The organism is Neorhizobium phenanthreniclasticum, assembly GCF_040066075.1.
Taxonomy (GTDB): Bacteria; Pseudomonadota; Alphaproteobacteria; order Rhizobiales; family Rhizobiaceae; genus Neorhizobium; species Neorhizobium petrolearium.
Genome location: NZ_JBEAAL010000028.1, coordinates 1 through 23238 on the forward strand (window position 1 = coordinate 1; position 23238 = coordinate 23238).

General features: G+C 62.3%; 23 protein-coding genes. 5 read left to right on the top strand and 18 right to left on the bottom strand.

The annotated features are described in order from the left end of the window. Nucleotides 1–490: 490 nt before the first annotated feature. The 9 genes from ABK249_RS26765 to ABK249_RS26805 all read right to left on the bottom strand — a co-directional run bounded on the left by ABK249_RS26765 (nucleotide 491) and on the right by ABK249_RS26805 (nucleotide 10173). Nucleotides 491–1282 carry a crotonase/enoyl-CoA hydratase family protein gene (locus ABK249_RS26765; RefSeq protein ID WP_037159539.1) on the bottom strand — a complete coding sequence of 264 codons (792 nt, stop codon included), beginning with the start codon at nucleotides 1280–1282 and terminating at the stop codon, nucleotides 491–493. Next, nucleotides 1282–2139, bottom strand: a complete 858-nt coding sequence (locus tag ABK249_RS26770; protein ID WP_037159542.1) for a hydroxymethylglutaryl-CoA lyase — start codon at nucleotides 2137–2139, stop codon at nucleotides 1282–1284. Before ABK249_RS26770 ends, ABK249_RS26765 begins: the two co-directional genes overlap by 1 nt. Next, nucleotides 2132–4126: an acetyl/propionyl/methylcrotonyl-CoA carboxylase subunit alpha gene (locus ABK249_RS26775; protein WP_348864596.1), complete on the bottom strand. Its 1995-nt coding sequence runs from the start codon at nucleotides 4124–4126 to the stop codon at nucleotides 2132–2134. Before ABK249_RS26775 ends, ABK249_RS26770 begins: the two co-directional genes overlap by 8 nt. A gap of 10 nt (nucleotides 4127–4136) precedes the next feature. Next, nucleotides 4137–5744 carry a carboxyl transferase domain-containing protein gene (locus ABK249_RS26780; RefSeq protein WP_348864550.1) on the bottom strand — a complete coding sequence of 536 codons (1608 nt, stop codon included), beginning with the start codon at nucleotides 5742–5744 and terminating at the stop codon, nucleotides 4137–4139. Continuing rightward, on the bottom strand, nucleotides 5744–6892 hold the full coding sequence (locus ABK249_RS26785) for an isovaleryl-CoA dehydrogenase (protein WP_348864551.1): 1149 nt from the start codon (nucleotides 6890–6892) through the stop codon (nucleotides 5744–5746). The genes ABK249_RS26780 and ABK249_RS26785 overlap by 1 nt, the downstream gene beginning before the upstream one ends. Before the next feature lie 144 nt (nucleotides 6893–7036). Next, nucleotides 7037–7402, bottom strand: a complete 366-nt coding sequence (locus tag ABK249_RS26790) for a hypothetical protein (RefSeq protein ID WP_348864552.1) — start codon at nucleotides 7400–7402, stop codon at nucleotides 7037–7039. A gap of 102 nt (nucleotides 7403–7504) precedes the next feature. After that, a complete protein-coding gene (locus tag ABK249_RS26795) occupies nucleotides 7505–8353 on the bottom strand; it encodes a C40 family peptidase (protein WP_348864597.1) in 849 nt (282 codons plus the stop codon). 6 nt (nucleotides 8354–8359) lie between these two features. After that, nucleotides 8360–8710 carry a MarR family transcriptional regulator gene (locus tag ABK249_RS26800; protein ID WP_037159557.1) on the bottom strand — a complete coding sequence of 117 codons (351 nt, stop codon included), beginning with the start codon at nucleotides 8708–8710 and terminating at the stop codon, nucleotides 8360–8362. 68 nt (nucleotides 8711–8778) lie between these two features. Beyond that, entirely contained in the window at nucleotides 8779–10173 is a 1395-nt protein-coding gene (locus ABK249_RS26805; RefSeq protein ID WP_348864553.1) for a leucyl aminopeptidase family protein, read from the bottom strand. A 150-nt stretch (nucleotides 10174–10323) separates the two neighbouring features. Here ABK249_RS26805 and ABK249_RS26810 point away from each other — a divergent pair, with 150 nt between their 5' ends. Both ABK249_RS26810 and ABK249_RS26815 read left to right on the top strand, forming a co-directional pair. After that, on the top strand, nucleotides 10324–11154 hold the full coding sequence (locus ABK249_RS26810) for a tetratricopeptide repeat protein (RefSeq protein WP_348864598.1): 831 nt from the start codon (nucleotides 10324–10326) through the stop codon (nucleotides 11152–11154). A 21-nt stretch (nucleotides 11155–11175) separates the two neighbouring features. Further along, entirely contained in the window at nucleotides 11176–11778 is a 603-nt protein-coding gene (locus ABK249_RS26815) for a dual specificity protein phosphatase family protein (protein WP_320443045.1), read from the top strand. Between the two features lie 364 nt (nucleotides 11779–12142). Here ABK249_RS26815 and ABK249_RS26820 read toward each other — a convergent pair whose 3' ends face one another. From ABK249_RS26820 to ABK249_RS26860, 9 genes are all read right to left on the bottom strand, one after another. Further along, nucleotides 12143–13120, bottom strand: a complete 978-nt coding sequence (locus ABK249_RS26820) for a type II secretion system F family protein (protein ID WP_037159563.1) — start codon at nucleotides 13118–13120, stop codon at nucleotides 12143–12145. A 9-nt stretch (nucleotides 13121–13129) separates the two neighbouring features. Continuing rightward, a complete protein-coding gene (locus ABK249_RS26825; RefSeq protein WP_037159567.1) occupies nucleotides 13130–14143 on the bottom strand; it encodes a type II secretion system F family protein in 1014 nt (337 codons plus the stop codon). Nucleotides 14144–14162: 19 nt separating this feature from the next. After that, entirely contained in the window at nucleotides 14163–15662 is a 1500-nt protein-coding gene (locus ABK249_RS26830; protein WP_037159570.1) for a CpaF family protein, read from the bottom strand. Between the two features lie 3 nt (nucleotides 15663–15665). Next, nucleotides 15666–16961 carry an AAA family ATPase gene (locus ABK249_RS26835; RefSeq protein ID WP_037159573.1) on the bottom strand — a complete coding sequence of 432 codons (1296 nt, stop codon included), beginning with the start codon at nucleotides 16959–16961 and terminating at the stop codon, nucleotides 15666–15668. A 21-nt stretch (nucleotides 16962–16982) separates the two neighbouring features. Then, entirely contained in the window at nucleotides 16983–17708 is a 726-nt protein-coding gene (locus ABK249_RS26840; RefSeq protein ID WP_348864554.1) for a CpaD family pilus assembly protein, read from the bottom strand. 6 nt (nucleotides 17709–17714) lie between these two features. After that, entirely contained in the window at nucleotides 17715–19223 is a 1509-nt protein-coding gene (locus tag ABK249_RS26845) for a type II and III secretion system protein family protein (RefSeq protein ID WP_265105900.1), read from the bottom strand. 58 nt (nucleotides 19224–19281) lie between these two features. Then, nucleotides 19282–20097 carry a Flp pilus assembly protein CpaB gene (cpaB, locus tag ABK249_RS26850; RefSeq protein WP_037160135.1) on the bottom strand — a complete coding sequence of 272 codons (816 nt, stop codon included), beginning with the start codon at nucleotides 20095–20097 and terminating at the stop codon, nucleotides 19282–19284. A 114-nt stretch (nucleotides 20098–20211) separates the two neighbouring features. After that, on the bottom strand, nucleotides 20212–20736 hold the full coding sequence (locus tag ABK249_RS26855; RefSeq protein WP_415926490.1) for an A24 family peptidase: 525 nt from the start codon (nucleotides 20734–20736) through the stop codon (nucleotides 20212–20214). Nucleotides 20737–20851: 115 nt separating this feature from the next. Beyond that, on the bottom strand, nucleotides 20852–21040 hold the full coding sequence (locus tag ABK249_RS26860) for a Flp family type IVb pilin (protein ID WP_037159579.1): 189 nt from the start codon (nucleotides 21038–21040) through the stop codon (nucleotides 20852–20854). Between the two features lie 401 nt (nucleotides 21041–21441). Between ABK249_RS26860 and ABK249_RS26865 the strand changes: the two genes are divergently transcribed. From ABK249_RS26865 to ABK249_RS26875, 3 genes are all read left to right on the top strand, one after another. Further along, nucleotides 21442–21876 (top strand): pilus assembly protein N-terminal domain-containing protein, encoded by a 435-nt coding sequence (locus ABK249_RS26865; RefSeq protein WP_081953035.1) that lies wholly within the window; start codon nucleotides 21442–21444, stop codon nucleotides 21874–21876. 99 nt (nucleotides 21877–21975) lie between these two features. Next, nucleotides 21976–22587, top strand: a complete 612-nt coding sequence (locus ABK249_RS26870) for a TadE/TadG family type IV pilus assembly protein (protein ID WP_037159583.1) — start codon at nucleotides 21976–21978, stop codon at nucleotides 22585–22587. Then, nucleotides 22587–23183, top strand: coding sequence for a TadE/TadG family type IV pilus assembly protein (locus ABK249_RS26875; RefSeq protein ID WP_348864555.1), 597 nt, complete (start codon nucleotides 22587–22589; stop codon nucleotides 23181–23183). Before ABK249_RS26870 ends, ABK249_RS26875 begins: the two co-directional genes overlap by 1 nt. Nucleotides 23184–23238: the final 55 nt, after the last annotated feature.

The window sequence follows — 23238 nt, forward strand, 5'->3', positions numbered from 1 at the left end:
CTCCCTCCGGCGACGTGGGGCGGATGAGACGCTGTCGGGCCGACGTCTCGTTTCGCTTCCTTGCATTATGCGCCGGGCGTGCCTGTGAGGCATTGGAGGGTGACGGGACAGCGCCATGCGGCGTCCGAGGGTTTTTCTAAACCCGGGCCGCGCGGCGCAGGTGGAAGACGTGCCTGGGGTAGTCATGGCCTGCGGCATTGTAAGTACAAGGGCGTGCATGACGCCTTCCTTTCAAGGAGGGACACGCCACCGTTCCCACAAACCCCGTCATCGCAGAGGGACCGGAGTCGCGGGCATAAACCGCCGAACGGGGCGCTGAGAGGTGCTACCCAAAACTAAAACTTAAGAGGCAGCTTTCAGCGCCCCGTCCGATCCTCGGGTCTCTCCTCGAGTTCAACCCGAGGATCGTTCGCCCGAGGATGACGAAAGAAAACCGACCATCACCAAGGGACGAGTCTGCCCGATGATATCGCCCGGCAGCAATCGGGTCTCACTTCGGTGCCCAGGGCATCGGACGTCTGTTCAGGAAGGCATCGATGCCGGCGCGGCCTTCATCGCTTTCCCAGCGGTCGGCGAGCAGGCCGATGCTGCAGGCAAGCGGATCGCCGGCGGTTCCCCTGGCAAGGCTCCGCACGAGGCTCTTGGCGCTGGAAACCGCGCCGGGCGCACAATCCAGAAAGGCCTCGACCTCCTCCTCGACCGGCACATCGAGTTCACCCGTGGGGTGGACAGCCGAGACGAGGCCGATCTCGCGGGCCATGACCGCGTCAAAACGGCGGGCGTTGAGGAAGAGATGGCGCGCATGGCCCTCGCCGATGCGGCGCACGACATAGGGGCCGATCGTCGCCGGGATCAGTCCGAGCCGCGTTTCGGTGAGCGCGAACTCGGCACCTTCCACAGTGATCACGATGTCGCAGACCGCCATCAGGCCGATGCCGCCGCCGAAAGCGTTGCCCTGCACCCGGCCGATCAACGGCTTCGGCAGCTCGTCCAGCGCCTTCAGCATCAGTGCCAGCGCCGTCGCGCCCTCGATCTTGCCCTGCCGGTCCTTCCGCGCCTGATCGCGCATCCATTGCAGATCTCCGCCGGCGCAGAAGGTCGGGCCGGAGGACGCCAGCACCACGACCCGCACCGCCTCGTCCGCCGCAAGCCTTGTCGCCGCATCGGCAAGTTCCGCGATCATCGCGGCGTTCATCGCATTGTGCTTGTCCGGGCGGTTCAGCGTCAGCATTGCTACGCCGCGCGCATCCGTCTCCAGCATCAGCGTGTCGTAGCCGCTCATCAGCGCGCTCCCCTCAAGCTGCGGGCAAAGGCTTCCGCCTCCGCCAGCCGGTCGCGATCGATCCCCGTCTCGAAGCCGAGAGCCACCAGATGATCGACCGTCTTGCCTGTCGCGACATTGCCTTCGGCGCCCGGCGCATACGGGCAGCCGCCGAGCCCGCCCGCCGCCGCATCGAAGACCCTGAGCCCCTTTTCGAGCGCGACCGTGATGTTGTCGATGGCGCGGCCGTTGGTGTCGTGGAAATGCCCTGCCAATTCCAGCGCCGGCAGCCGCTCCAGCACGGCGTCGAGCATGGCGGCGACACGTTCCGGCGTGCCCGTGCCGATCGTATCGCCGAGCGAGATTTCGCAGCAGCCGAGACGCCGCAACCGCTCGGCCACCTCCGCGACCTGCGCCGGCGGCGTCGGGCCGTCATAGGGGCAGTCGACGACGCAGGAGACGTAGCCGCGCACCGGAACGCCATCCGCCCCTGCCCTCCAGATCAGCGGCGCGAAACGCTCGAAGCTCTCGGCGATGCTGCAATTGATGTTCTTCCGGCTGAAGCCTTCCGAAGCGGAGGCGAAGACCGCGACTTCGTCCGCCCTCGCGGCAAGTGCTGCCTCGTAGCCGCGCAGGTTGGGCGTCAGCACGGTGTAGCGCGTGCCGGGCCGGCGGCTAATGCCGGCCATGACGTCCGCGCCATCCGCCATCTGCGGCACCCGGTCGGCGCGCACGAAGCTCGTCACCTCGATCCTCTCGAAACCGCAGGCGGAGAGCATGTCGACCAGCCGGATCTTGTCGGCCGCCGGGATGATCCGCTCTTCGTTCTGCAACCCGTCGCGCGGTCCGACTTCGTGGATGCGGACGAACTCAGCCATGGTCTGTCTCCGGGGGTGGCTCCAGCACCAGCAGGACCGCTGCTTCCAGCACCTGCTCGCCTTCCGCGACCAGCACTTCGGCAATCCTGCCGTCGCGGGGGGCGGAAAGCGCCAGTTCCATTTTCATCGCCTCCATCACCGCCAGCGTCTCTCCCCTGGAGACATCGGCTCCCACCGCCGCCCGCAGGAGCTTCACAAGTCCCGGCATGGGCGCGACGATCCGGTCGCCTGCCCCCGCCTCCTCCTGATCGCCGGCAAGCGGATCGACAAGACTGAAATGCCAGCTCTCGCCACCCTTGAAAACGGTGACGTCACGGTCGCCCCGGATCGCATGCAGCCGATGTTTTCGACCATCGGTTTCGGTGAGATACGCGTCGCCCGAACGGCCGGGATGCAGGTCGATGTCTCTGCCATCGACGGTCGCGGCATAGGCGCCCTCGCCTCTCCTGCTGAACGAGACCGCAACGTGATGCCCGCGATGGTCGAGCGTCACGAAATCGGCCGCTTCGGACCACAGGCGGAAACCTGGCAGTCTTGCCCAGGGATCATTGGGAGCGGCCGGCTCCAGGGCACCCGAAAGGCTGAGCGCGGCCAATGCGACGACCTCGGAAGGGGCAGGATGCGCCATCGTCAGTTCGGCCAGATGACGCTCGATCAGGCCGGTATCGGGATTGCCTTCCGCGAAATCCGGCTCGTTCGCCAGCCGGCGGAGAAAGGATGCATTGGTCTCGACACCGGTGGCGCGGACTTCGGCCAGGGCCGTCGAAAGCCGGGACAAGGCTGTGGCGCGATCCGGTCCGTGCGTGATCACCTTGGCGATCATCGGATCGTAGAAAGGCGAGATATGGTCGCCAGCGTGCACGCCGCTGTCGATGCGAGCCAGATCCTCCGGCAGATCGAGATGGGCCAGCATGCCGATGGCGGGCAAAAAACCGCGTTCGGCATCCTCGGCATAGAGCCGCGCCTCGAAGGCCCAGCCATCGATCGAAAGCTCGTCCTGCCGCTTCGGCAACGGCTCACCGGATACCACGCGCAACTGCCACTCGACCAGATCGACCCCGGTGATCGCCTCCGTCACCGGATGCTCCACCTGCAGCCGCGTGTTCATCTCCATGAACCAGAAGCGGTCGGGTTTCAGCCCCTCGGAACTGTCCGCGATGAACTCGACCGTGCCGGCGCCGGAGTAACCGATCGCTTGCGCCGCCTTGACCGCCGCCTCGCCCATGACGCGACGCATATCCTCCAGCATGCCGGGAGCCGGCGCTTCCTCGATGACCTTCTGGTGGCGACGCTGGAGCGAGCAGTCGCGCTCGAAGAGATGCACGACATTGCCGTGGTCGTCGCCGAACACCTGAATCTCGATATGGCGCGGATGAGTAATGTATTTTTCGATGAGGCAGGAGGCATCCCCAAAGGCGGCCAGCGCCTCGCGCTGGGCAGACGCCAAGGCATCCCTGAAGGCCGCCGCGCTCTCGACCCGTCGCATGCCCTTGCCGCCGCCGCCGGCGCGCGCCTTGATGAGGACGGGGAAGCCGATGCGCTCGGCCTCGCCCAGCAGGAAATCCGGGTTCTGATCGGTCCCGTGATAACCCGGCACCACCGGCATGCCCGCCTGTTCCATCAGCGCCTTGGCGGCATCCTTCAGGCCCATGGCGCGGATGGCCGCGCCGGAAGGACCGATGAAGCGGAGGCCGGCGGCCGTGACCGCTTCGGCGAAGTCCGGGTTCTCCGAGAGAAACCCGTAGCCGGGATGGATGGCATCGGCGCCGGCGCGGAAGGCCGCTTCGATGATCCTGTCGCCGCTCAGGTAACTTTCAGACGCAGGCGACGGGCCGATGTGCACCGCCTCGCCGGCAAACGCGACATGCAACGCATCGCGATCGGCATCCGAATAGACGGCAACCGTCGCAACACCCAAACGATGGCAGGTGCGGATGATCCGACAGGCGATCTCGCCGCGATTGGCTATGAGGACTTTCCTGATCATCATCAGCGCCTCACATGCGGAACACGCCGAAGCGTGTGTCCTCGATCGGCGCGTTGAGCGCGGCGGAGAGGCTGAGAGCCAGGACTTGTCGCGTCTTCGCCGGATGGATGATGCCGTCGTCCCAAAGCCTTGCGGAGGCATAGAGCGGGTGGCTCTGCTCCTCGAACCGGTCGAGCACCGGCTGTTTGAACGCCGCCTCCTCTTCGGCACTCCACGACTTGCCGCCGCGTTCGATCGCCTCGCGCCTGACCGTCGCCAGCACGCCGGCCGCCTGCGGGCCGCCCATGACCGAGATGCGACTGTTCGGCCAGGTCCAGAGGAAACGCGGCGAATAGGCACGTCCCGCCATGCCGTAATTGCCGGCGCCGAAGGAGCCGCCGACCAGGATCGTTACCTTCGGTACCGACGTGGTGGCGACAGCGGTCACCAGCTTGGCGCCGTGCTTGGCAATGCCTTCCGCCTCATAGCGCCGCCCGACCATGAAGCCGGTGATGTTCTGCAGGAAGACGAGCGGGATTCTCCGCTGCGAGCAGAGTTCGATGAAATGCGCGCCCTTCTGCGCGCTTTCGGAGAAGAGCACGCCGTTGTTGGCCACGATGCCGACGGGAATTCCGAAGACGTGGGCGAAACCGCAGACCAGCGTCGTGCCGTACCGCGCCTTGAATTCATCGAAACGGGAGCCATCGACGATCCGGGCGATCACCTCACGGATGTCATAAGGCGTCGAAAGAGAGGCCGGTACGATCGCGGCGATCTCTTCCGGATCGTAGAGAGGCTCCTCCGGCTTTTCCAGCACGACGGTTTCCGGCTTGCGGATATTGAGGCCGGCGACCGCGCGGCGGACCAGCGCCAGCGCATGGGCGTCATCGCGGGCAAGATGGTCCGCAACGCCGGAAAGCCTTGTGTGGACATCACCGCCGCCGAGATCTTCGGCGCTCACCTCCTCGCCTGTCGCCGCCTTCACCAGCGGCGGGCCGGCCAGGAAAATCGTGCCCTGGTCCCTGACGATGATCGCCTCGTCGGACATGGCAGGCACATAGGCTCCGCCCGCCGTACAGGAACCCATGACCGCGGCGATCTGGGCAATGCCCCTGGCCGACATGCGCGCCTGATTGTAGAAGATGCGGCCGAAATGATCCCGGTCCGGAAAGACCTCGTCCTGGTTCGGCAGGTTGGCGCCGCCGGAATCGACCAGATAGACGCAAGGCAGGCGGTTTTCCTCGGCGATCTCCTGGGCGCGCAGATGCTTCTTCACCGTCATCGGATAGTAGGTGCCGCCCTTAGCCGTCGCATCGTTGGCGACGATCATCACCTCGCGGCCCTCGACCCGGCCAATGCCGGTGACGATGCCGGCCGAAGGGCTGGCGCCGCCATAAAGCCCGTGCGCCGCGGTGGCGCCCACTTCGAGGAACGGCGAGCCGTGATCCAGAAGCCTTGCGATGCGCTCGCGCGGCAAAAGCTTGCCGCGTTTGACATGCCGCGCCCGCGCTTCCTCGCCGCCACCAGCCTCGGCCAGCGCCACGGCGGCCTCGATCTCCACGAGTTTCGCATGCATGGCGGCGCGATTGGCTTCGGCCAGCTCGCTCCTCAAATTGACCTGCGAGCGAATGACGGCCATCAGGCGGTCTCCCTGAAGAGTTCGCGGCCGATCAGCATGCGGCGGATTTCGGACGTGCCGGCACCGATCTCCATCAGCTTGGCGTCGCGCAGCAGCCGGCCGGTCGGATTGTCGTTGATATAACCGTTGCCGCCGAGCACCTGGATTGCCTGGAGCGCCTGTTGCGTCGCCTGTTCCGAGGCATAAAGGCAGCAGGCGGCGGCATCCTGCCTCGTTACCTCGCCGCGATCGCAGGCGCCGGCGACCGCATAGACATAGGCGCGGGCGGAATTCATCGCCGTATACATGTCGGCGACCTTGGCCTGGATGAGCTGGAACTCGCCGATCGGCTGGCCGAACTGCTTTCGCTCATGGACATAGGGCATGACCACATCGAGACAGGCATGCATGATGCCGACACCGATGCCGGCGAGCACGACGCGCTCGTAATCGAGGCCGGACATGAGAACCCTGACGCCGCCGCCTTCCATGCCCATGACGTTTTCGGCCGGCACCTCGCAATCCTGGAATACCAGTTCGCAGGTATTGGAGCCTCGCATGCCGAGCTTGTCGAGTTTCTGGGCGGTCGAGAACCCCTTGAAGCCTTTCTCGATGAGGAAAGCGGTAATCCCCTTTGGTCCCGCAGCCGGGTCGGTCTTGGCATAAACCACCAGCACATCCGCGTCCGGGCCGTTGGTGATCCACATCTTGCTGCCGTTCAGCACGTAACGGTCACCGCGCTTTTCCGCCCTGAGCTTCATGGACACGACGTCCGAGCCGGCGCCGGGCTCCGACATGGCGAGCGCGCCGACATGTTCGCCTGAGCAGAGTTTCGGCAGGTAGCGCGCCTTCTGCTCGGCATTGCCGTTGCGGTTGACCTGATTGACGCAGAGGTTGGAATGGGCGCCATAGCTGAGCGAGGTCGAGGCGGAAGCACGGGCGAGCTCCTCGACGACCACGACATGGGCAAGATAGCCAAGGCCCGAGCCGCCGAAATCCGGATTGGCAGTGATGCCGAGCAAGCCGAGGCTCCCCAGTTGCGGCCAGAGATCGCGGGCGAATTCGTTGCTGCGATCGATCTCTTCGGCGCGCGGCGCCAGTTTCTCCTGCGCGAAACGATGAACCGTCTCGTGCACGGCCTCGACCTCCTCGCCAAGGGCGAATTTCATGCTTGCGTGGAACACCTCGTCTCCTCCCGGTGCACCAAATTTACTATCAGAAGGTTGTGGGGCAGCCGCGAGACATCGTCAATGACCTCGCGAGAGATCGCAATATCCGGTCTTTTCCGAAGCGGGCTTTGAAAAAAGATTGCCCTATTCGGGCAGATGGCGCGGGTTCAGGCCCGGAACCCATTGGGTATTCGGCAAATCGGTTCCGGAAAAGGTTGCGCCACCTTCCGTCCTGCAACGATAGATGCGGGTCGGTGCAACGTCGCCATAGAGGATGTCGTATCTGCCGCGCGGCCGATAGACATATTCGATATCGCTGGAGCAGGTGTAGGAATCACGCCTTACGCGCTCTTCCTCCGGCACCACGCCCGGAAGGTTCTTGAAATAGGTCGGCTGGCTCCTGCGGAATTCATCGCGATCCGCGGCAAAGACATCCATGGGGAAAAGCGCGGCAACAAGCAGTGCCACGAACATCACGGCCGGCAATATCCACGCACCCTTGAGCATCACGATCTCACTCCTCATCCGCGAAACCCACGGATGAATCCAAGATATGGACGGCAAGGTTTTCATTCCATGGGACTGTTCCCACGTTTGCGTGATCATCGCCGGTTATCCCAAACGGCGATAGCCTGTCGGCTGTTCGTACAGCCACCCGATACGCTTCACCGCCTCTTCGAAGCCTTCGCGGGCGACGCTCATCGTATGGCCGTTGGCATGAAGAAGCGTTTGCTCGTTCTCCATGATGCCCACATGACCCTTCCAGAAAACCAGGTCGCCGCGGCGAAGTTCCTCGCGGGTGATGGCCGAGCCGATCGAAACCTGCATGTCGGAATCGCGCGGTGCGGATTTTCCGACCATCATCAGCGAAAGCTGCACCAGGGCCGAGCAGTCGAGGCCGAAGCCGGAACGGCCACCCCAGAGATAGGGGGTCTCGATGAATTTCTCCGCCACCGCGACATAGTCGTCGCCCATGGTCTCGGCGACAGGCAGGCAATGACGGGCAATCACCGCCTCGCCGGTCGAAAGCACGAAATAGCGGGTGCCACGGGTCTCCACATCGCCGACCACCGTGATGCGACTGCCCATGGAGAGGGTTGCGGTCGGTGGCTTTCGCAATTCCGGCTCGGGATAAAGGAACGTTCGCTGGACGGCGATGCGATGGGTCGGCTCCTCCGGGCTGCCGAGCATCGTTTCCGGCAGGTAACCGACATAGCGGTCCTGATCCGCCTGAACCCAGGCAAAACCGCCGGCGCGGTCGAAAACCCGCACAGTTTCACCGAACAGAAGTTCGGTATCGATGCCGCGAGCAAGATCAGGTCCGGGACGCAGTTGCGCCACCGGCACTGCAATACGAGCCGGCTCGCCACGAACGAAATTCGCGGCCTCGACACTTCCTTTCAACGTCTCGTCGGCGAGATCGGGGCGGAAGGCATGCAGGCGTCTGTCGAGTATTTCCATCATTCTTCAAGCTCCGGGCTTGCGGCCTTCCCGGATGATCAGGTCACCCAGTTTTTCAAGAAACAGTGCACCAGCCACCGTGCGCTTGATGACGACGTTGCGGCGGTCGCGCTCGTCGCGTTCGCGGTCCACCAGGCCCATCTCGCCCATCGTATCCAGCGCGCGGGTGACGACTGGCTTGGTAACGCCCAGCGTGGCGGCGAGCCCGCGCACCGTATGCGGCGGCGGCACGAGATAAATATGCAGCAGGATGGACATCTGGCGCAATGTCAGATCGCGCCCGTCATGCCGCACCTGCTCCAGCGAGACCCGGCGCCAGAGGCCCAAAGCTTCCGTCGCCGTCAGTTCAACCGGCATTTTCGCCCTCTGATCCAAATCCCTCGAATTTTAGAGCGAAGGTCTTACCGGTTCGTTTCGCTGGCGAATCATCTTGCCGCCATGCCGCGGATCACCTTGTAGAGTGCGCGGATGGCAAAGGCTTCGCCGCCGACGGGTACATGCGGCTTGTCGGCCAGAACCCAGGCGTAGATATCGAAATGCGCCCAGCTTTTCGTCGCCGTGACGAACCGCTTCAGGAAAAGTGCCGCGGTAATGGCGCCGGCCATGCCGCCGGAAGGGGAGTTGGTAATATCGGCGGCGCGGGAGCGGATATCCTTGTCGTAGCCCATCCAGAGCGGCAGGCGCCACATGGGATCGACTTCCTCCTTCGAAGCTTCCATGAGTTTCGCCGAGAGCGCTTCGTCATCCGTGAAATAGGGCGCAAGCTCCGTGCCGAGCGCGACGCGGGCAGCCCCCGTTAGCGTAGACATGTCGATCATCAGGTCCGGTGGGTTCTCGTCCGCATAGGCGAGCGCATCGGCAAGGATGAGCCGGCCTTCGGCATCGGTATTGTCGATCTGCACGGTGACGCCCTTGCGGCTCCTGTAGATATCACCGGGACGGAAGGCATTGCCGGAAATGGCGTTCTCGATCGCCGGCACCAACACCTGCAGATCGATCTTCAGGCCGGCATCCATAATCATCAGGGCAAGGCCCATGACATTGGCGGCGCCGCCCATGTCCTTCTTCATCAGGGCCATGTTCGCGGCGCCCTTGATGTCGAGGCCGCCGGTATCGAAGCAGACGCCCTTGCCGACCAGCGTCACACGCGGATGGCCCTTTTCGCCCCAGCGCAGCTCGAGCAGACGCGGCGGCGAAACGCTGGCGCGACCGACCGTGTGGACCAGCGGAAAATTCTGCTTCAAGAGGTCTTCGCCGACGATCGAGGTGACGGTTGCACCATAGTGCTCGCCAAGCGCCCGGAAAGCCGCTTCCAGCTCGGCCGGGCCCATTTCGTTCGTCGGGATGTTGACGAGGTCGCGGGCCAGGAAGACACCCGCGAGCTGACGCTCGATATCGGCGGAATCGGCCGCTTCCGATACGGAAAACCGGACATCCTTCTGCTTGTCGGACTTGTAGCGGTTGAAGCCATAGGTGCCGAGACCATAGCCGAGAGCGAGATGATCCGCGGCCAGCGCCGTCGTCTCGACATGCCAGTCTCCGGGCGGAAGGAGTTTTGAAAGCTTCCCGGTCATGAAGGGCGCTTCCGACGGATCACTGCCGAGGCCAAAGAAGGCACTGGCGACCTCCCCATCACCACCCGGCACGAGAAGAAGCGCGCCGGCCTCCGCCTTGAAACCCGCCGCTTTCGCCCAGGCAAGCGCTGCGGGATTAAATTTCCCCGCTTCCAGATCTGCGGGCGTGACGGCATGAACCGGCTTTGTCACCGCGCCTTTCGCGCTGAAGGGAGACGGACGTTCGATATACTGATAGGGGGTCATGGGGCGAGCCTTCGGAAGCGTCTGGAATCGTTGGGTTTAACGGTCTGTTAGGGTTAACAGTTTATTGCTGGAGTGGAAATGCGCCATACGCCCGCCGCCGGATCGAAAAACGAAAAAGCGCCGGCACCGGACCACGACGAGACCCGCACGATGACCGCCCCTGCCGCCCCGACATTCCGCAAGACCTGCTTCGCCCGGACGGCCGCAATCGCACTTCTGGCGCTTTCGGTTGCAGGTTGCGCCACAAAGCCGGACGCGCGGACGACCGGCTCGATCCCGCGGATTTCCGCCGCGTCGCTGGAAGGGATGAATGCAACGGAGCTTTCGAACACGGAGAAATCGATCGGTGCCGCCTATGTCCGTGATCCGAAAAACAAGGAGATCGGCCTGAGATACGCAACCGTGCTCGGCATGACGGGCAAGACCTCGCAGGCGCTTGCCGTGATGCAGCAGGTGGCGATCGCCCATCCGGCCGACCGCGACGTGCTTGCCGCCTACGGCAAGGCGCAGGCCGCCGCCGGCCAGCTCGAACAGGCACTCGCGACGATCAACCGGGCCCAGACGCCGGATCATCCCGACTGGAGACTCTATTCGGCGGAAGGCGCCGTGCTCGACCAGCTCGGCCGCTCGGAAGAGGCGCGCCAGAAATATCGTCTGGCGCTCGATGCGCAGCCGAACGAGCCGAGCGTGATCTCCAATCTCGGCATGTCCTACGTGCTCTCCGGCGACCTCAGGACGGCCGAAACCTATATGCGCAACGCCGCCGGCCAACCAGCCGCCGATAGCCGGGTGCGCCAGAACCTTGCGCTCGTCGTCGGCCTGCAGGGCCGTTTTGCGGAAGCCGAAGAGATCGCCCGCCGGGAGCTCTCGCAGCAGCAGGCGGATGCCAACGTCACCTACCTGCGCGCAATGCTTTCGCAGCGGAGTTCCTGGGCCAAGCTCGCCGACAAGGACAGCAAGGCAAAAACCGCCACAAATTAATATTCAAGAACCATTCTAAAATTGCCGCAATCCATTACGATGGTCGTCGCCAAAGGGACGGTGGCCATGTGGAAATTCTTCAAGCGATCTGCAATGCTGTCTGCAGCAATCCTGCTGTCGACCGGCGCTTATCTCGGCATTCTCCAACTGACCGGCAACTTCCATGAAGTTCTGCCCGGGCAGCTCTATCGCTCGGCACAGCCCACGGCGAGCGCCCTCACCGACTATATCAAGCGGTACGGCATCAAGACCGTCCTCAATCTGCGGGGCTCCAGCCAAAGGGAATGGTACAAGGACGAGGTTGCCGCTACCGACCGTCTCGGCGTCCAGCATATCGATTTCCGCATGTCGGCCATGCGGCAGCTCTCTCCCGAGGAGAGCGAAAAGCTCATCGCCCTGCTGCACGATGCACCGAAGCCGATCCTGATCCATTGCCAGGGCGGCGCCGATCGCACCGGCCTCGCTTCCGTGATCTACCTGCAGCAGGTCGCCAATATCGATGAAGAAACAGCGGAATGGCAGCTCTCGCTTCTCTATGGCCATGTGGGCCTGCCCTTCCTCGGAGCCTATGCGATGGACGAGACCTGGGAAGGGCTTGAAAAGATCTTCGGCCTGCCGAGCTAGGATCAACACACCACACGGACAGGCAGCGAGACCCTGGCAATGCTCCGGCCGAGTCCCGCAGGCGATCATATTGGCAGGTCCTACCGATCTCTTCTGCCAACGCTCACGTGGCGCCGCCGTCAGAGAAGACGCGAGACCACGGTGACGATGCCGCCGATCAGGACGAGGTTTATGCAAAGCCTTGTCAGCATGAGTGATTCCTCCGAATTCGATGTCGCGTTCAACGGCTCTGGCCGATGGGACCGGGATTGCCGCGACCTGTGAGGACACTAGCAAGACGCTCCTGAATGCGTTCTGAAACCGGAATTCAGCTCATGTTCAGGCGACCCGGCAACCGGGATGCAGGGGCATAGGGCCGAAAGGGTCAGAATTTGTCGGCAACCTGGATGCCGGCAGGACCGAGAATGACAGCGATCAGCACCGGCAGGAAGAACAGGATCATCGGCACGGTGAGCTTCGGCGGCAGGGCCGCCGCCTTCTTCTCCGCCTCGTTCATGCGCTCGTCGCGGCCCTCCTGGGCGAGCACACGGAGCGCCTGGGCGATCGGCGTACCGTAGCGTTCCGCCTGAATGAGTGCCTGGGTGACAGACTTCACGATATCGAGCTGGGTACGCAGCCCAAGATTTTCCAAAGCGGTACGACGGTCCTGCAGGAAGGAGAGCTCGGCCATCGTCAGCACCATTTCCTCGGCAAGCGGCGGCGACTGCTGCGCCATTTCCTCTGCGACCCGGCGCATGGCCGCTTCCATGGAAATCCCCGATTCGACGCAGATCAGCATCAGGTCGAGCGCATCCGGCCAGGCGCGCTTGATGGAATGCTGGCGTTTGTTCATGAGGTTGGTGACGTAGATGTTCGGTGCGTAGAAGCCGACATAGGCAAAACCGATCGCCGCCAGCATGCGAATCGGGAACGGGCGTGAGGCAAGATTGCCAAGCACGAAGATCCAGATCACCGCTGCCGTCAGAAAGACGAAGGGCAGCAGGAAGCGCGCCACCAGGAAGATGTTGAGGGCATTCTGCGACCGGAGACCCGCGGCGCGCAGCTTGTTGACCGTGTTGTCATCGACCAGCGCCTTGCGCAGGTTGAAACGCTCGACGATCTGGCGGACGGATTGGTTGTTCTGTGCACGCAGCGACGTCTTCGATTGCTCGGCATTCATCCGGGCCCGCTCGCGGGCGCGGATCTGCTCTCGCTCGGTGGAAACGGCCTTCATGCGCTTTTCGAGATTTCCCTTTTCAAGGAACGGGCTCGCCAGCGTGTAGAGCGTCGCGAAAACCGCAACCGCCACGAGGACGGCCAGAAGCAGGGTCGGATCGGTCAGCGTGGTCGCAAGTCCCTTCATGGCCCCTCCTCAGATGTCGAAATTGATCATGTTGCGCATGACGAAAATGCCGATCGACATCCAGACACCGGAAAACAAGAGGATCAGGTGGCCGCGCGGATCCGTGAAGAGGATCGCGATATAGTCGGGCGACGTGAGATAGACGAGCAGCGCCACGATGAAGGGCAGCGCGCCGATGATAACCGCCGAGGCTTTCGCTTCCATGGAAAGGGCGCTGACCTTGGCCTTCATCTTCTTGCGGTCGCGCAGCACCCTCGAAAGATTGCCAAGCGCTTCGGACAAGTTGCCACCTGCCTGGCTCTGGATGGTGATGACGATGGAAAAGAAATTCACCTCCGGCAGCGGCATGGTCAACATCATGCGCGTGCAGGCTTCGGGAATGCTCAAACTCACCTGCTGGGATTCCACCACCCGGCGGAATTCCGCCTTCACCGGCTCCTGGCCGTCGGATGCGATCAGGCGCAGCGCATCGTTGAGCGGCAGGCCGGATTTGATCGAGCGCACCATGACATCAAGCGCATTCGGGAATTCGTCGAGGAACTTCCGCTGGCGGCGCTTGACCAGGTAGCCGATCACCCAGCGCGGCAGACCGACGGTCGAGACGAAAGCCGCTCCGATCGCCGCCAGCATGGGCAGGCCCGCTATCAGGGTCACCAGAAAGACGAAAACGCCGAAAAGGGCGCTGAACACATAGAAGCGCCCCACGGTCAGCGGCAGACCTGTCTGGGCGAGCCTGGATTTCAAGCTGCCATCGCCCAGCTTCCTGCTCTTCTCTTCCTGCTTCTTCTCGAGATCCTTCAGCGAATCCTGCACGGATTTGCGGCGCTTGGAGAGTTCCTGAACGCGATCGCGGGCCGCGTTGGCTTTGGCAAAGTCCGTCTCGGCGGCCTTGACCCGGCTCAGCCGCGTATCGGCCTTCTTTTCCACTTCCATGCGGGAGAACAGGAGGCCGTAACAGACCGCAGCCGCAGCGATTGCCACGAGGGCGATGATCGCTACGACAGTGATATCCAGCCCGAACATGGCGTGTTCTCCTCTGCCTTCAGTCCTTGGACCGTTCCATCGCGTCGAGCGCCGCGGCCAGGCGCTTTTCCTCATTGAAATAGCGGGCGCGATCCCAGAAATGCGGCTTGGCGATGCCCGTCGACACATGCTGGCCGATCAGCCGGCCATTCGCATCCTCACCCTCGATCTCGTAGCGCATCAGATCCTGGGTCACGATCACGTCGCCTTCCATGCCGATCACCTCGGTAATCTGGGTGATGCGGCGCGAACCGTCGCGCAGGCGGGCGGCCTGGATGATAACGTCGATCGAGCCGGTGATGATCTCGCGCACTGTCTTGGCTGGCAGCGAATAGCCGCCCATGGCGATCATCGATTCCATGCGGCTCAGACATTCGCGCGGCGTGTTGGCGTGGATCGTGCCCATCGAACCGTCGTGGCCGGTGTTCATCGCCTGCAGCAAATCAAAGACTTCCGGTCCACGCACTTCGCCGACGATGATGCGTTCGGGACGCATGCGCAGGCAATTCTTCACGAGGTCGCGCATGGTGATCTCGCCCTCGCCTTCGATGTTCGGCGGACGGGTTTCCAGGCGCACCACATGCGGCTGCTGCAGCTGAAGTTCGGCCGTATCCTCGCAGGTGATGACCCGCTCTTCCTTGTCGATGTAGTTGGTGAGGCAGTTCAGAAGCGTCGTCTTGCCCGAGCCCGTGCCGCCGGAGATGACGATGTTGCAGCGAACCCGCCCGATGATCTGCAGCAGGACCGCGCCTTCCGGCGTGATCGCCCCGAACTTGACGAGTTGGTCGAGGTTCAGCTTGTCCTTCTTGAACTTGCGGATGGTGAGCGCCGGGCCGTCGATCGCAAGCGGCGGCGCGATGACGTTTACGCGCGAACCGTCCGGCAGGCGCGCGTCGCAGATCGGCGAGGATTCGTCGACACGACGGCCCACCTGGCTGACGATGCGCTGGCAGATCGACAGAAGCTGGGCGTTGTCGCGGAAGCGGATATCGGATTCGATCGTCTTGCCGCCGACTTCGATGAAGGTCTGGCCGGCACCGTTCACCATGATGTCGGCGATGTCGTCACGGGCGAGCAACGGCTCCAGCGGACCGTAGCCCAAAACGTCGTTGCAGATGTCCTCGAGCAGTTCCTCCTGCTCGGAAATCGACATCGCGAAATTCTTGATCGTGATGATGTCGTTGACGATGTCGCGGATTTCCTCGCGCGCACTCTCGGCATCCAGCTTGGCAAGCTGGGAAAGGTCGATCGTATCGATCAGCGCCGAAAAAACCTGGCTCTTCGTATCGTAATAGAGCTCGGTGCGAACCGGCTTCCTGCGGGCCGGAGCCTGGGGAGCGAGCGTCGGCGATGAAACCGGCTGGCGCTGGACGGCCGGGTCCCGCATGGGTTCGGCGAGGACTTCCGGGGCCAGAGGCCTTGCCATTGCGGGCGTGGCCGGAGTGGACGTGACAGTCGGCGGCGGCGCAAGCCCGGCCGCACTTTTCCCAAACCCCTCGTTTCCGCGTTTTCCGAACATGCCTTATGCCTTCCTGCGGGACAGCATCCCGAGAATATTGCCGAGGCCGCCCTTCTTTGCCTTCTTCATCGCTACACGACCCGTGACGATATGAGCGATCTGCGAGAAGGTTTCGGCGGCTGGCGATTTCGCATCGATCTCGGAAATCATCCGGCCGCTATTGGCGGCGTTGCCGAAAAGCTGCACATCGAAAGGCAGGATGGCGATCGGCTCGATCTCCAACGGCTCGATGAAGTCGACGGGCGCAATTTCCGGGCGCTTCGGCATGCCGACCTGATTGAGGATGAGGTGCGGCGGGCGATCATTCGGCCGGAGCTTCTTCAGCGCGTCGATCATGTTCTTGGTATTGCGCAGGTTGGCGAGATCGGGAACGGCGCAGATCACCACTTCGTCCACTTCGGACAGGACGGCGCGCGTCCATTCCGTCCAGCCATGCGGGAGATCGAGCACCGCGACCGGCGCGCTGCGCTGCAGCAGCTCGATGATCGGCGTGAAGGCGCCTCGCTCGAAATCGTAGGCGCGATCAAGCAGCGAAGGCGCGGCCAACAGAGACAGATGCTCGGAGCATTTGGTGAGCAGACGGTCGAGGAAGACCTCGTCGAGGCGTTCGGGCGCAAAAACGGCTTCCGCAATACCCTGGGCCGGGTCCTGGTCAAAATCGATATTGGCCGTGCCGAAAGGCAGGTCGAGGTCGGCGAGAATGGTCTCGGTCGAGAAGAGGTTCGAAATACCGAAGGCGCAGTTATGGGCAATGGTCGAGGACCCCACGCCGCCCTTTGCGCCGATGAAGGCGATCGACCTGCCGAGCGGCTCGGCTTCCGGATCGACGAAGATCGCAGAGATCGATGCCAGCATGTCCTGCATCTGCACCGGCCCGACGAGATATTCGGAAATGCCGTTGCGGATAAGCTCGCGGTACAAAGCGATATCGTTATAGCGGCCGACGATGATGACCCGTGTCGAGGGATCGCAGACCTCGGCAAGCGGTGTCAGTTCATCGAGCAGGTTTTTCGGATCGGTCTCGGTTTCGAGGATGATCAGGTTCGGCGTCGGGGTGGACGCGAACATGTTGGCCGCGGCGTCGGTGCCGCCGATCGTCACGCGCAGATTGACCTTGGCCATGCGGCGATCGCGCGCCATGCGGTCCATCATCCGCTGCATGGCCTCGCTTTCGCAGAATGCGTGGATCGATATGCGCGGAAGCGGACGCAGCGTGTCCAGATCTCCCTGGCGCTCGGCCTCCTCGGCAAACCGTTCGTCTTCACCGGGAGTTCGGATCTCGTAGTTGATCGGACTCATCTTCTTCTCCGGTCTCCTGGCCTACGGTGTCGTGTTGCTGGTCGATTCGCCGCGATAATCGCTGATGACCTTTGCGCGCTGCGTCGCATCGATCGGTGTCATGCCGCGCGGCGCGATGAGGTCTGTGGGATTGGCGACCTGGGCGGCTAGGTTATTCTGACTGGCACAGCCGAAATTGTACCAGTTCTTGTTGCCGAACGTGCTGTCCGACAGATCCGCCGGCCACTCGCCGCACTGGTTCGTCATCGGTTTGGTCGTCACATAGGCGAGCCGGATGGGCGCTGCGTCGCCGTTCGGAGAGGCCGCATAGCTGCTCATCAGGATCTTGTGGGGCTGGACGCCCGCTGCTGTCAGCGTGCGACGGATTTCAGCCGCCAGATGCTGGGCCGCGCCGGCATTGTAGGAGCCGTGCGGCACCTGGATCTGCATTATGCCGGCCGGCGAGGACGCAAAACTCTGCGCAAACCCCCGCACCGTGTCCTTCATGCCCGTCGAAAGCCGGGCATCGCCGGAAGCCACGGGGATATCGAGGGTATATTCGCCTTCCGCCAGCACGATCGGATGACGGGTGCGATAATCATCGGGGATCGAGCCTGTGGTGAGTTGGCCGTTGCCACAAGCCGAGAGGAGTATTGCAGATGCCGCAAGCACGGCGGCGGCGGCAATCCTGCTATGATGGGACCTCACCGTGCCCTGGGTCATGACATCCTGTCCTTCGGCGGAGATTTTCTTCGTTTCAATAGCCATGACCGCTCACTTGTAGATGAAACCGACCGCCCCGTGGTACTGGCCCGCCGCGACGGGTTCCTTGCGGCCGTAGATCTTGTTCACGCGATTGAGGAAATACATTGCCGCATCGTTTTCCGGGTTGAAGTTGTCATCCGGCCGGGCGATTTCGCTGCGGGCAACGGGACGGACGAGATAGGGCGTCGCGATGATGACGAGTTCCGTCTCGTTGCGGACGAAATCCTTGCTGCGGAACAGGGTGCCGAAGACCGGAATCTTGGAGATGCCCGGAAGGCCGGACATGGCCTGGCGGATATTGTCCTGCACCAGACCGGCGATCACGATCGAGCCGCCGGACGGCAATTCGACGGTGGTCGAAGCCTCGCGCTTGCGGATCGACATATAGGTGTTGCCCTGAACGCTAAGCGAGCTGCCATTGCCGGTGACGGCCGAGCCTTCATAGGTCGGCTCGGAGACATTGGTCTCGATCACCAGGCTAATGCGGCCCGGAGACAGCACAACCGGCTTGAAATTGAGTTCGATGCCGTAATCGACCGAGTTGGTCGTGCGGGTCACGGTCAGCGCGCCGGTGTCCTCGTCGCGGCCGACCTCCTGTTCGGCAGGCAGGCGGAATTCGCCGCCGACATAAAATTTCGCCTGCTGGCCGGAGATGGCCGTCAGGCTCGGCTCGGCAAGCGTGCGCATGACACCCGCCTGCTCCATGGCGTTCATATAGGTGGCAAGGCTGGTGTTGCCGATCGTGCCAGCGAGGGAGGCCATCCCGAAGGTGTTGATCGCATTGCCGAGGTTGGAAGGATTGGAGAAGGCGATCGAGCCGTCAGGCCCCGATACCGACCCGTTGAAACCGAGCTGTTTCAGCACCTGGCGGCTGACTTCGGCGACGGTGACCTTCAGCGTGACCTGATCCTCGCCTTCGATCGTCAGGAGATTGACGATCTGCGAGACCTGCCGGTCTTCGGCGAAGATGTCCGCATCACCATAGTTACCCTGGGCGGTGATGTTTCGGGTGGTCGCCTCGCCGCCCCTCAGGAAGGCGGAGGCAAGCTTTTCCGCCTGGGCCGAATCCTGCGGCGTCCGGACCGTGCCGGAGAGCACGATGTTGTCGGAGATGATTTCGACCTTGATATCGGAATCCGGCAGGAAGCGGCGAAGGTTCTGCTGAAGGCCGGAGATGTCGCGTTCGATTTCCACGTCCAGGCTGACGATCTCCTCGCCATGCGACCCGAAAACGAAGATATTGGTCTGCCCCACCGCCTTGCCGAAAAGATAGATGCGCCGCGAGGTGCGCGTCACTGCATCGGCCATGGAGGGGTCGGCGACGAGAATGTCATGAGCGTCCGACGGCAGATCCACCACCAGCGCCTTGTTGAGGCCGAGTTGCAGTCGCTTGCGGGTTCCGGGTCCGCCATCGGTTATGCGAACAATGCTGGCATCTGCCGCAAGAGCCCGAGCCGGCGCGAGGCTGACCGGCGCGACATCGGCCGGAACGCCGGAAAAGGCAAGGCAGAAAGCCATGCCCGCCGCTGCCGAGCTGCGAATCCTGCGTTTCAGATTTCCCACGTGACCGCTCCGTTCATTTCGCTTGCGCCGCCGCCGTCGCCGTGCTCCCGACGATCGCGCCCGATTTGATGACCTGGATATCCGCCTTGCCATCGCCGCCATGCAACAGGTAGTCGGCCGCGGCCGTATCGGCTTCCTGCGAATCCGCCACGGAGCGCAACGCGAGCGTCAGCCGCGACGCCATCTGCTGGGCAACTGCGATGACCTTGGCCTGATCCGGCGTGAGCTCAAGCGTCGCAGTCGTGCCGACAACCGCCTTCTTGCCGTCCTCGCTCTCCTGGATCTGCTGGTCGATCGCCAGCACACGGATATTGTTCAGGATGTTTTCGGTGATGTAGCCGCCACCTTCCCTGCCCTCGCGCACCATGATGATGTCGACGCGGTCATTCGGCAGGACGAAGCCGCCGGCGCCCGTGGCGACCGAAATTTCGGTGGCGACGGCACGCTTCCCGGAGGGCAGAAGCGAAGACATGATGCGGCTCGATGAATCGGCGATCTTTTCGGCGCGGACGGGCTCGCCCTTGAACAGCGGCATGCGCACGACCACGCCCTGCAGTTCCGTGATGGCATCCGGCCGCTTGTCGTCGGTGATGAAGCCTTCGACAATGCCGTTCTTCGGCCAGGAAAGCCAATGGACCGCCTTCTCGGTCAAACGGCTGCCGACCGGCAGGTTCTCGGCGGAAACCAGAACCCTGACCGTCGGCTCCTTCTGGATCACGGTTTCCACCAGCTCGGAGCCTTTTTTGCCGGCAAGGCGCACGGCCAGCAGGCCGGCGAGGCCCGCCGCCACCACGGCGACCGCGAGAATGATGATACGGGTTGGCTTCATGGCCATTCCTTGGGGGAACATTAATTCCTCCGGAGAATGGCCTCCAATGGTGTAATTATGGTTAATGAGAAGCTTACAATTCTGGTTAACGCGATCTTTCCATCGCACTAACCTTTACTGGAAAGCATTCATGGCCAGCGAATAAATGGGCGCCTGTTCAAAAGTCAGGAAGCCGGCAATCGCAATAGCAATGCCATAAGGGATTTTCTTCGCCGTCACCAGCGAGGCCGGCAGCGGAATTCCCATCGCCATGACCGAATTCGCCCGCACGCGCAGCAGAAGGAAGATCAACGTGACGGCGCCGCCGACATAACCGACGGTCACCAGGAAGGCCAGAAGCGAATGATTGAAGCCGTACCAGACGGCCGAGGCAGTCAGGAGCTTGGCATCCCCCCCGCCCATGACATTCAGCGCGAAAAGCGCGAAACAGCCGCCGAAGACGGCAAGACCAGCGACAAGGCTCATGCCGATGTCCGGCCAGGCAAGGCCCGAGAGCGGCGCAAGGATCAAAAAGCCTCCCAGCAACACGATCGATATCCGATTGGGGATCGTCATCGTGAAAAGGTCGCTGATGGCGGCAAGCGCCAGTCCCAGAGGGAGGATACAAAAGACCAAGGCTGCAACAACCATGCTTGCCATAGGTACGCCCTCCTTCAAGAATGCGTCTTTGTCCAAACCGGAGGATTGGTCCGGCGTCAAATGCAGTAAAGCCGCCCAATGAGGGCGGCTCTGAATTGCGATGGATCTGCTGGGCTTAATCGGCAGCAGCAGCTTCAGGGTCAGCCACAATGCCTCCGAGACGCTCGAACTGCGCATCAAGGCTATCACCAAGCGTGGATGCACCGGCAATCAGGGCGACGGAGATGAGAGCAGCGATCAGACCATACTCGATGGCAGTCGCGCCAGACTCATCTTTCAAAAAACGAGCGAAAATCTTGGACATGGAACTCTCCTATACTCGACGATTGTTGTTCAGCACTTCCCGACAACTGTTTCCGTTGTTCGGATGGACGCAATCTAGACAGCGACGATTTCCAACGGCTTAAGGAACAGTGTTACCATCCGGTTAACGGCGGATTTGCCCTTCGGGTGGTAAATGAAGGAAGAAGAAAAAAGGCGGCATTCGAGCGGTGGGAATTGACTATCGTCACTTCTAATATCAGTTGTTTTACAGCGACTTAACGAACTTTTTCCGATCAGGATCCGGTGCGACTTGCTCCGGTCAATTGGCCATTCGGAAAGTTAAGAAGATGTCAAAGTCGCCCAGATGTGCCGCTTAACTCTTCATTCACCAATCGCATCCATTCTTTGCGAACCATAAACTGCATCCAAAGGCCGCCTTCCATGCTGTTCCGTAGCGTCATGCTTCGACTTGCCGTCCTTGGCGGCCTGGTCTCTGCCGTTGCGGGACAAGCCGCTGCACAAGAAGAGCAGGAAAGCGGCCTGCTGCGCGTCTTCATGAATCACGCGCGCGTGCTGAAGCTCGACCGGCCGGTCAGCAAGGTCATCGTCGGCAATTCGAACGTCGCCGACGCCACGGTTGCGGATCCCACCACGATCGTGCTCACGGGCCGCAGCTTCGGGACGACGAACCTCGTGCTGCTCGATACGGAAGGCAATGCGATTGCCGACGAGCGCATCCTCGTTTCGATCGACGAGGGAAATACCGTGCGCGTCTACCGGCAGACAGCCCGTTCCGTCCTGTCCTGCACGCCCAATTGCGAACAGCACGCGGAGTTCAAGAACGACACCAGCAGCAACAGCAGCGCCTCGCCCTGATCGGGGACAGGTCGTTAAACTCCCAGCCATCGCGGCAACGGAATCTCAACAATCCCCACGTACGATCCGGACGCTCAAAAGGGCTGTCGGGCGGAAAGCATGTGCCAGGATCATGACGAGACCAGAGAGGGTGCGCCTGTGCCGGCGAGGAACAGGCGCAAGGGAGCGTGGCGGCGGATCCTCCGCTCGCGGGACGGTGCGGCGGCGATCGAATTCGCCCTGCTCGCCATCCCCTACTTCATAATCATTTTCGCGATCATCGAGACCTTCATCGCCTATACCGGCGAGCAGCTCGTAGGGAACGCCGTCGACACGATGGCGCGCAGGATCAGAACCGGCAGTATCACCGCGGGCAACACCAGCAGCACCGAATTCCGGCGCGCTTTCTGCGACGAAGTGTCGATCATGATCAAGTGCAGCGAGGCGGAGATCGGCACGCCAAACAAGCTATGGCTCGACGTCCGCAGTTTCACGGACTTCGAGGATGTACCGGACTCTGTCCCTCTCACGCCGGACGGTGACCTGGATACATCCGCGTTCGCCTATTCGCCGGGCGCGCAGAAGACCATCAACATGGTGCGCGCCTACTATCGCTGGGACGTCATCACAGACCTGATCCGGCCCCTGATAACCAATGTCCAGCCCGCCAGCGGCGACAACTATTTCCTGATCGTGCAGACATCCACCGTCCGAAACGAGGACTATCCGTGATGGAAGGGCAAAAACCGCAATCGCAGAAGCGGCCACAGGGCTTCCTCATCGCGCTCAGGCAGTTCATTGCCGACCGGCGCGGCGTCGGAGCCGTCGAATTCGCGCTTATCGCGCCGCTTCTCTTGAGCCTCTACATCACCTCCTTCGAGCTGACGATCGGATTCAGCGTCTCGAAGAGAGTGACGCACAGTGCCGACACCATCGCCGACCTCGTGGCCCGCGAGGCGAGCGTGAACACGGCCTTTCTCGCGACGATGCCGCATCTGGCCGCAAGCATTTTCGTGCCCTACACACCGAACAAATTGAGCATCAAGATTACCGGCGTCACAATCGATGCCGACGGCAACCCGATCGTCGCATGGTCCTGGCAGAACGGCGAGGGCGCACCCTATGCCGTCGGCTCGCCGGTCGATGTCCCCGAGAAGATGCGCCTTGGCAGTTCCTTCCTGATACGATCCGAGGTTCTGGTGAAACACGACCTCCTGCTGTTCATGTCCGGCCTCGTGCCGACAAACCTGCAGGAAATCCCGATCAGCCAGGAATTTTTCTATCGCCAGCGTTTCGGAGACAGCATTTCCTGTACCGATTGCGGGTGACCGGGAAACACCATCCCCTTTGCCAAGCCACGTCTGCGGTTATATGAGTCGCAAT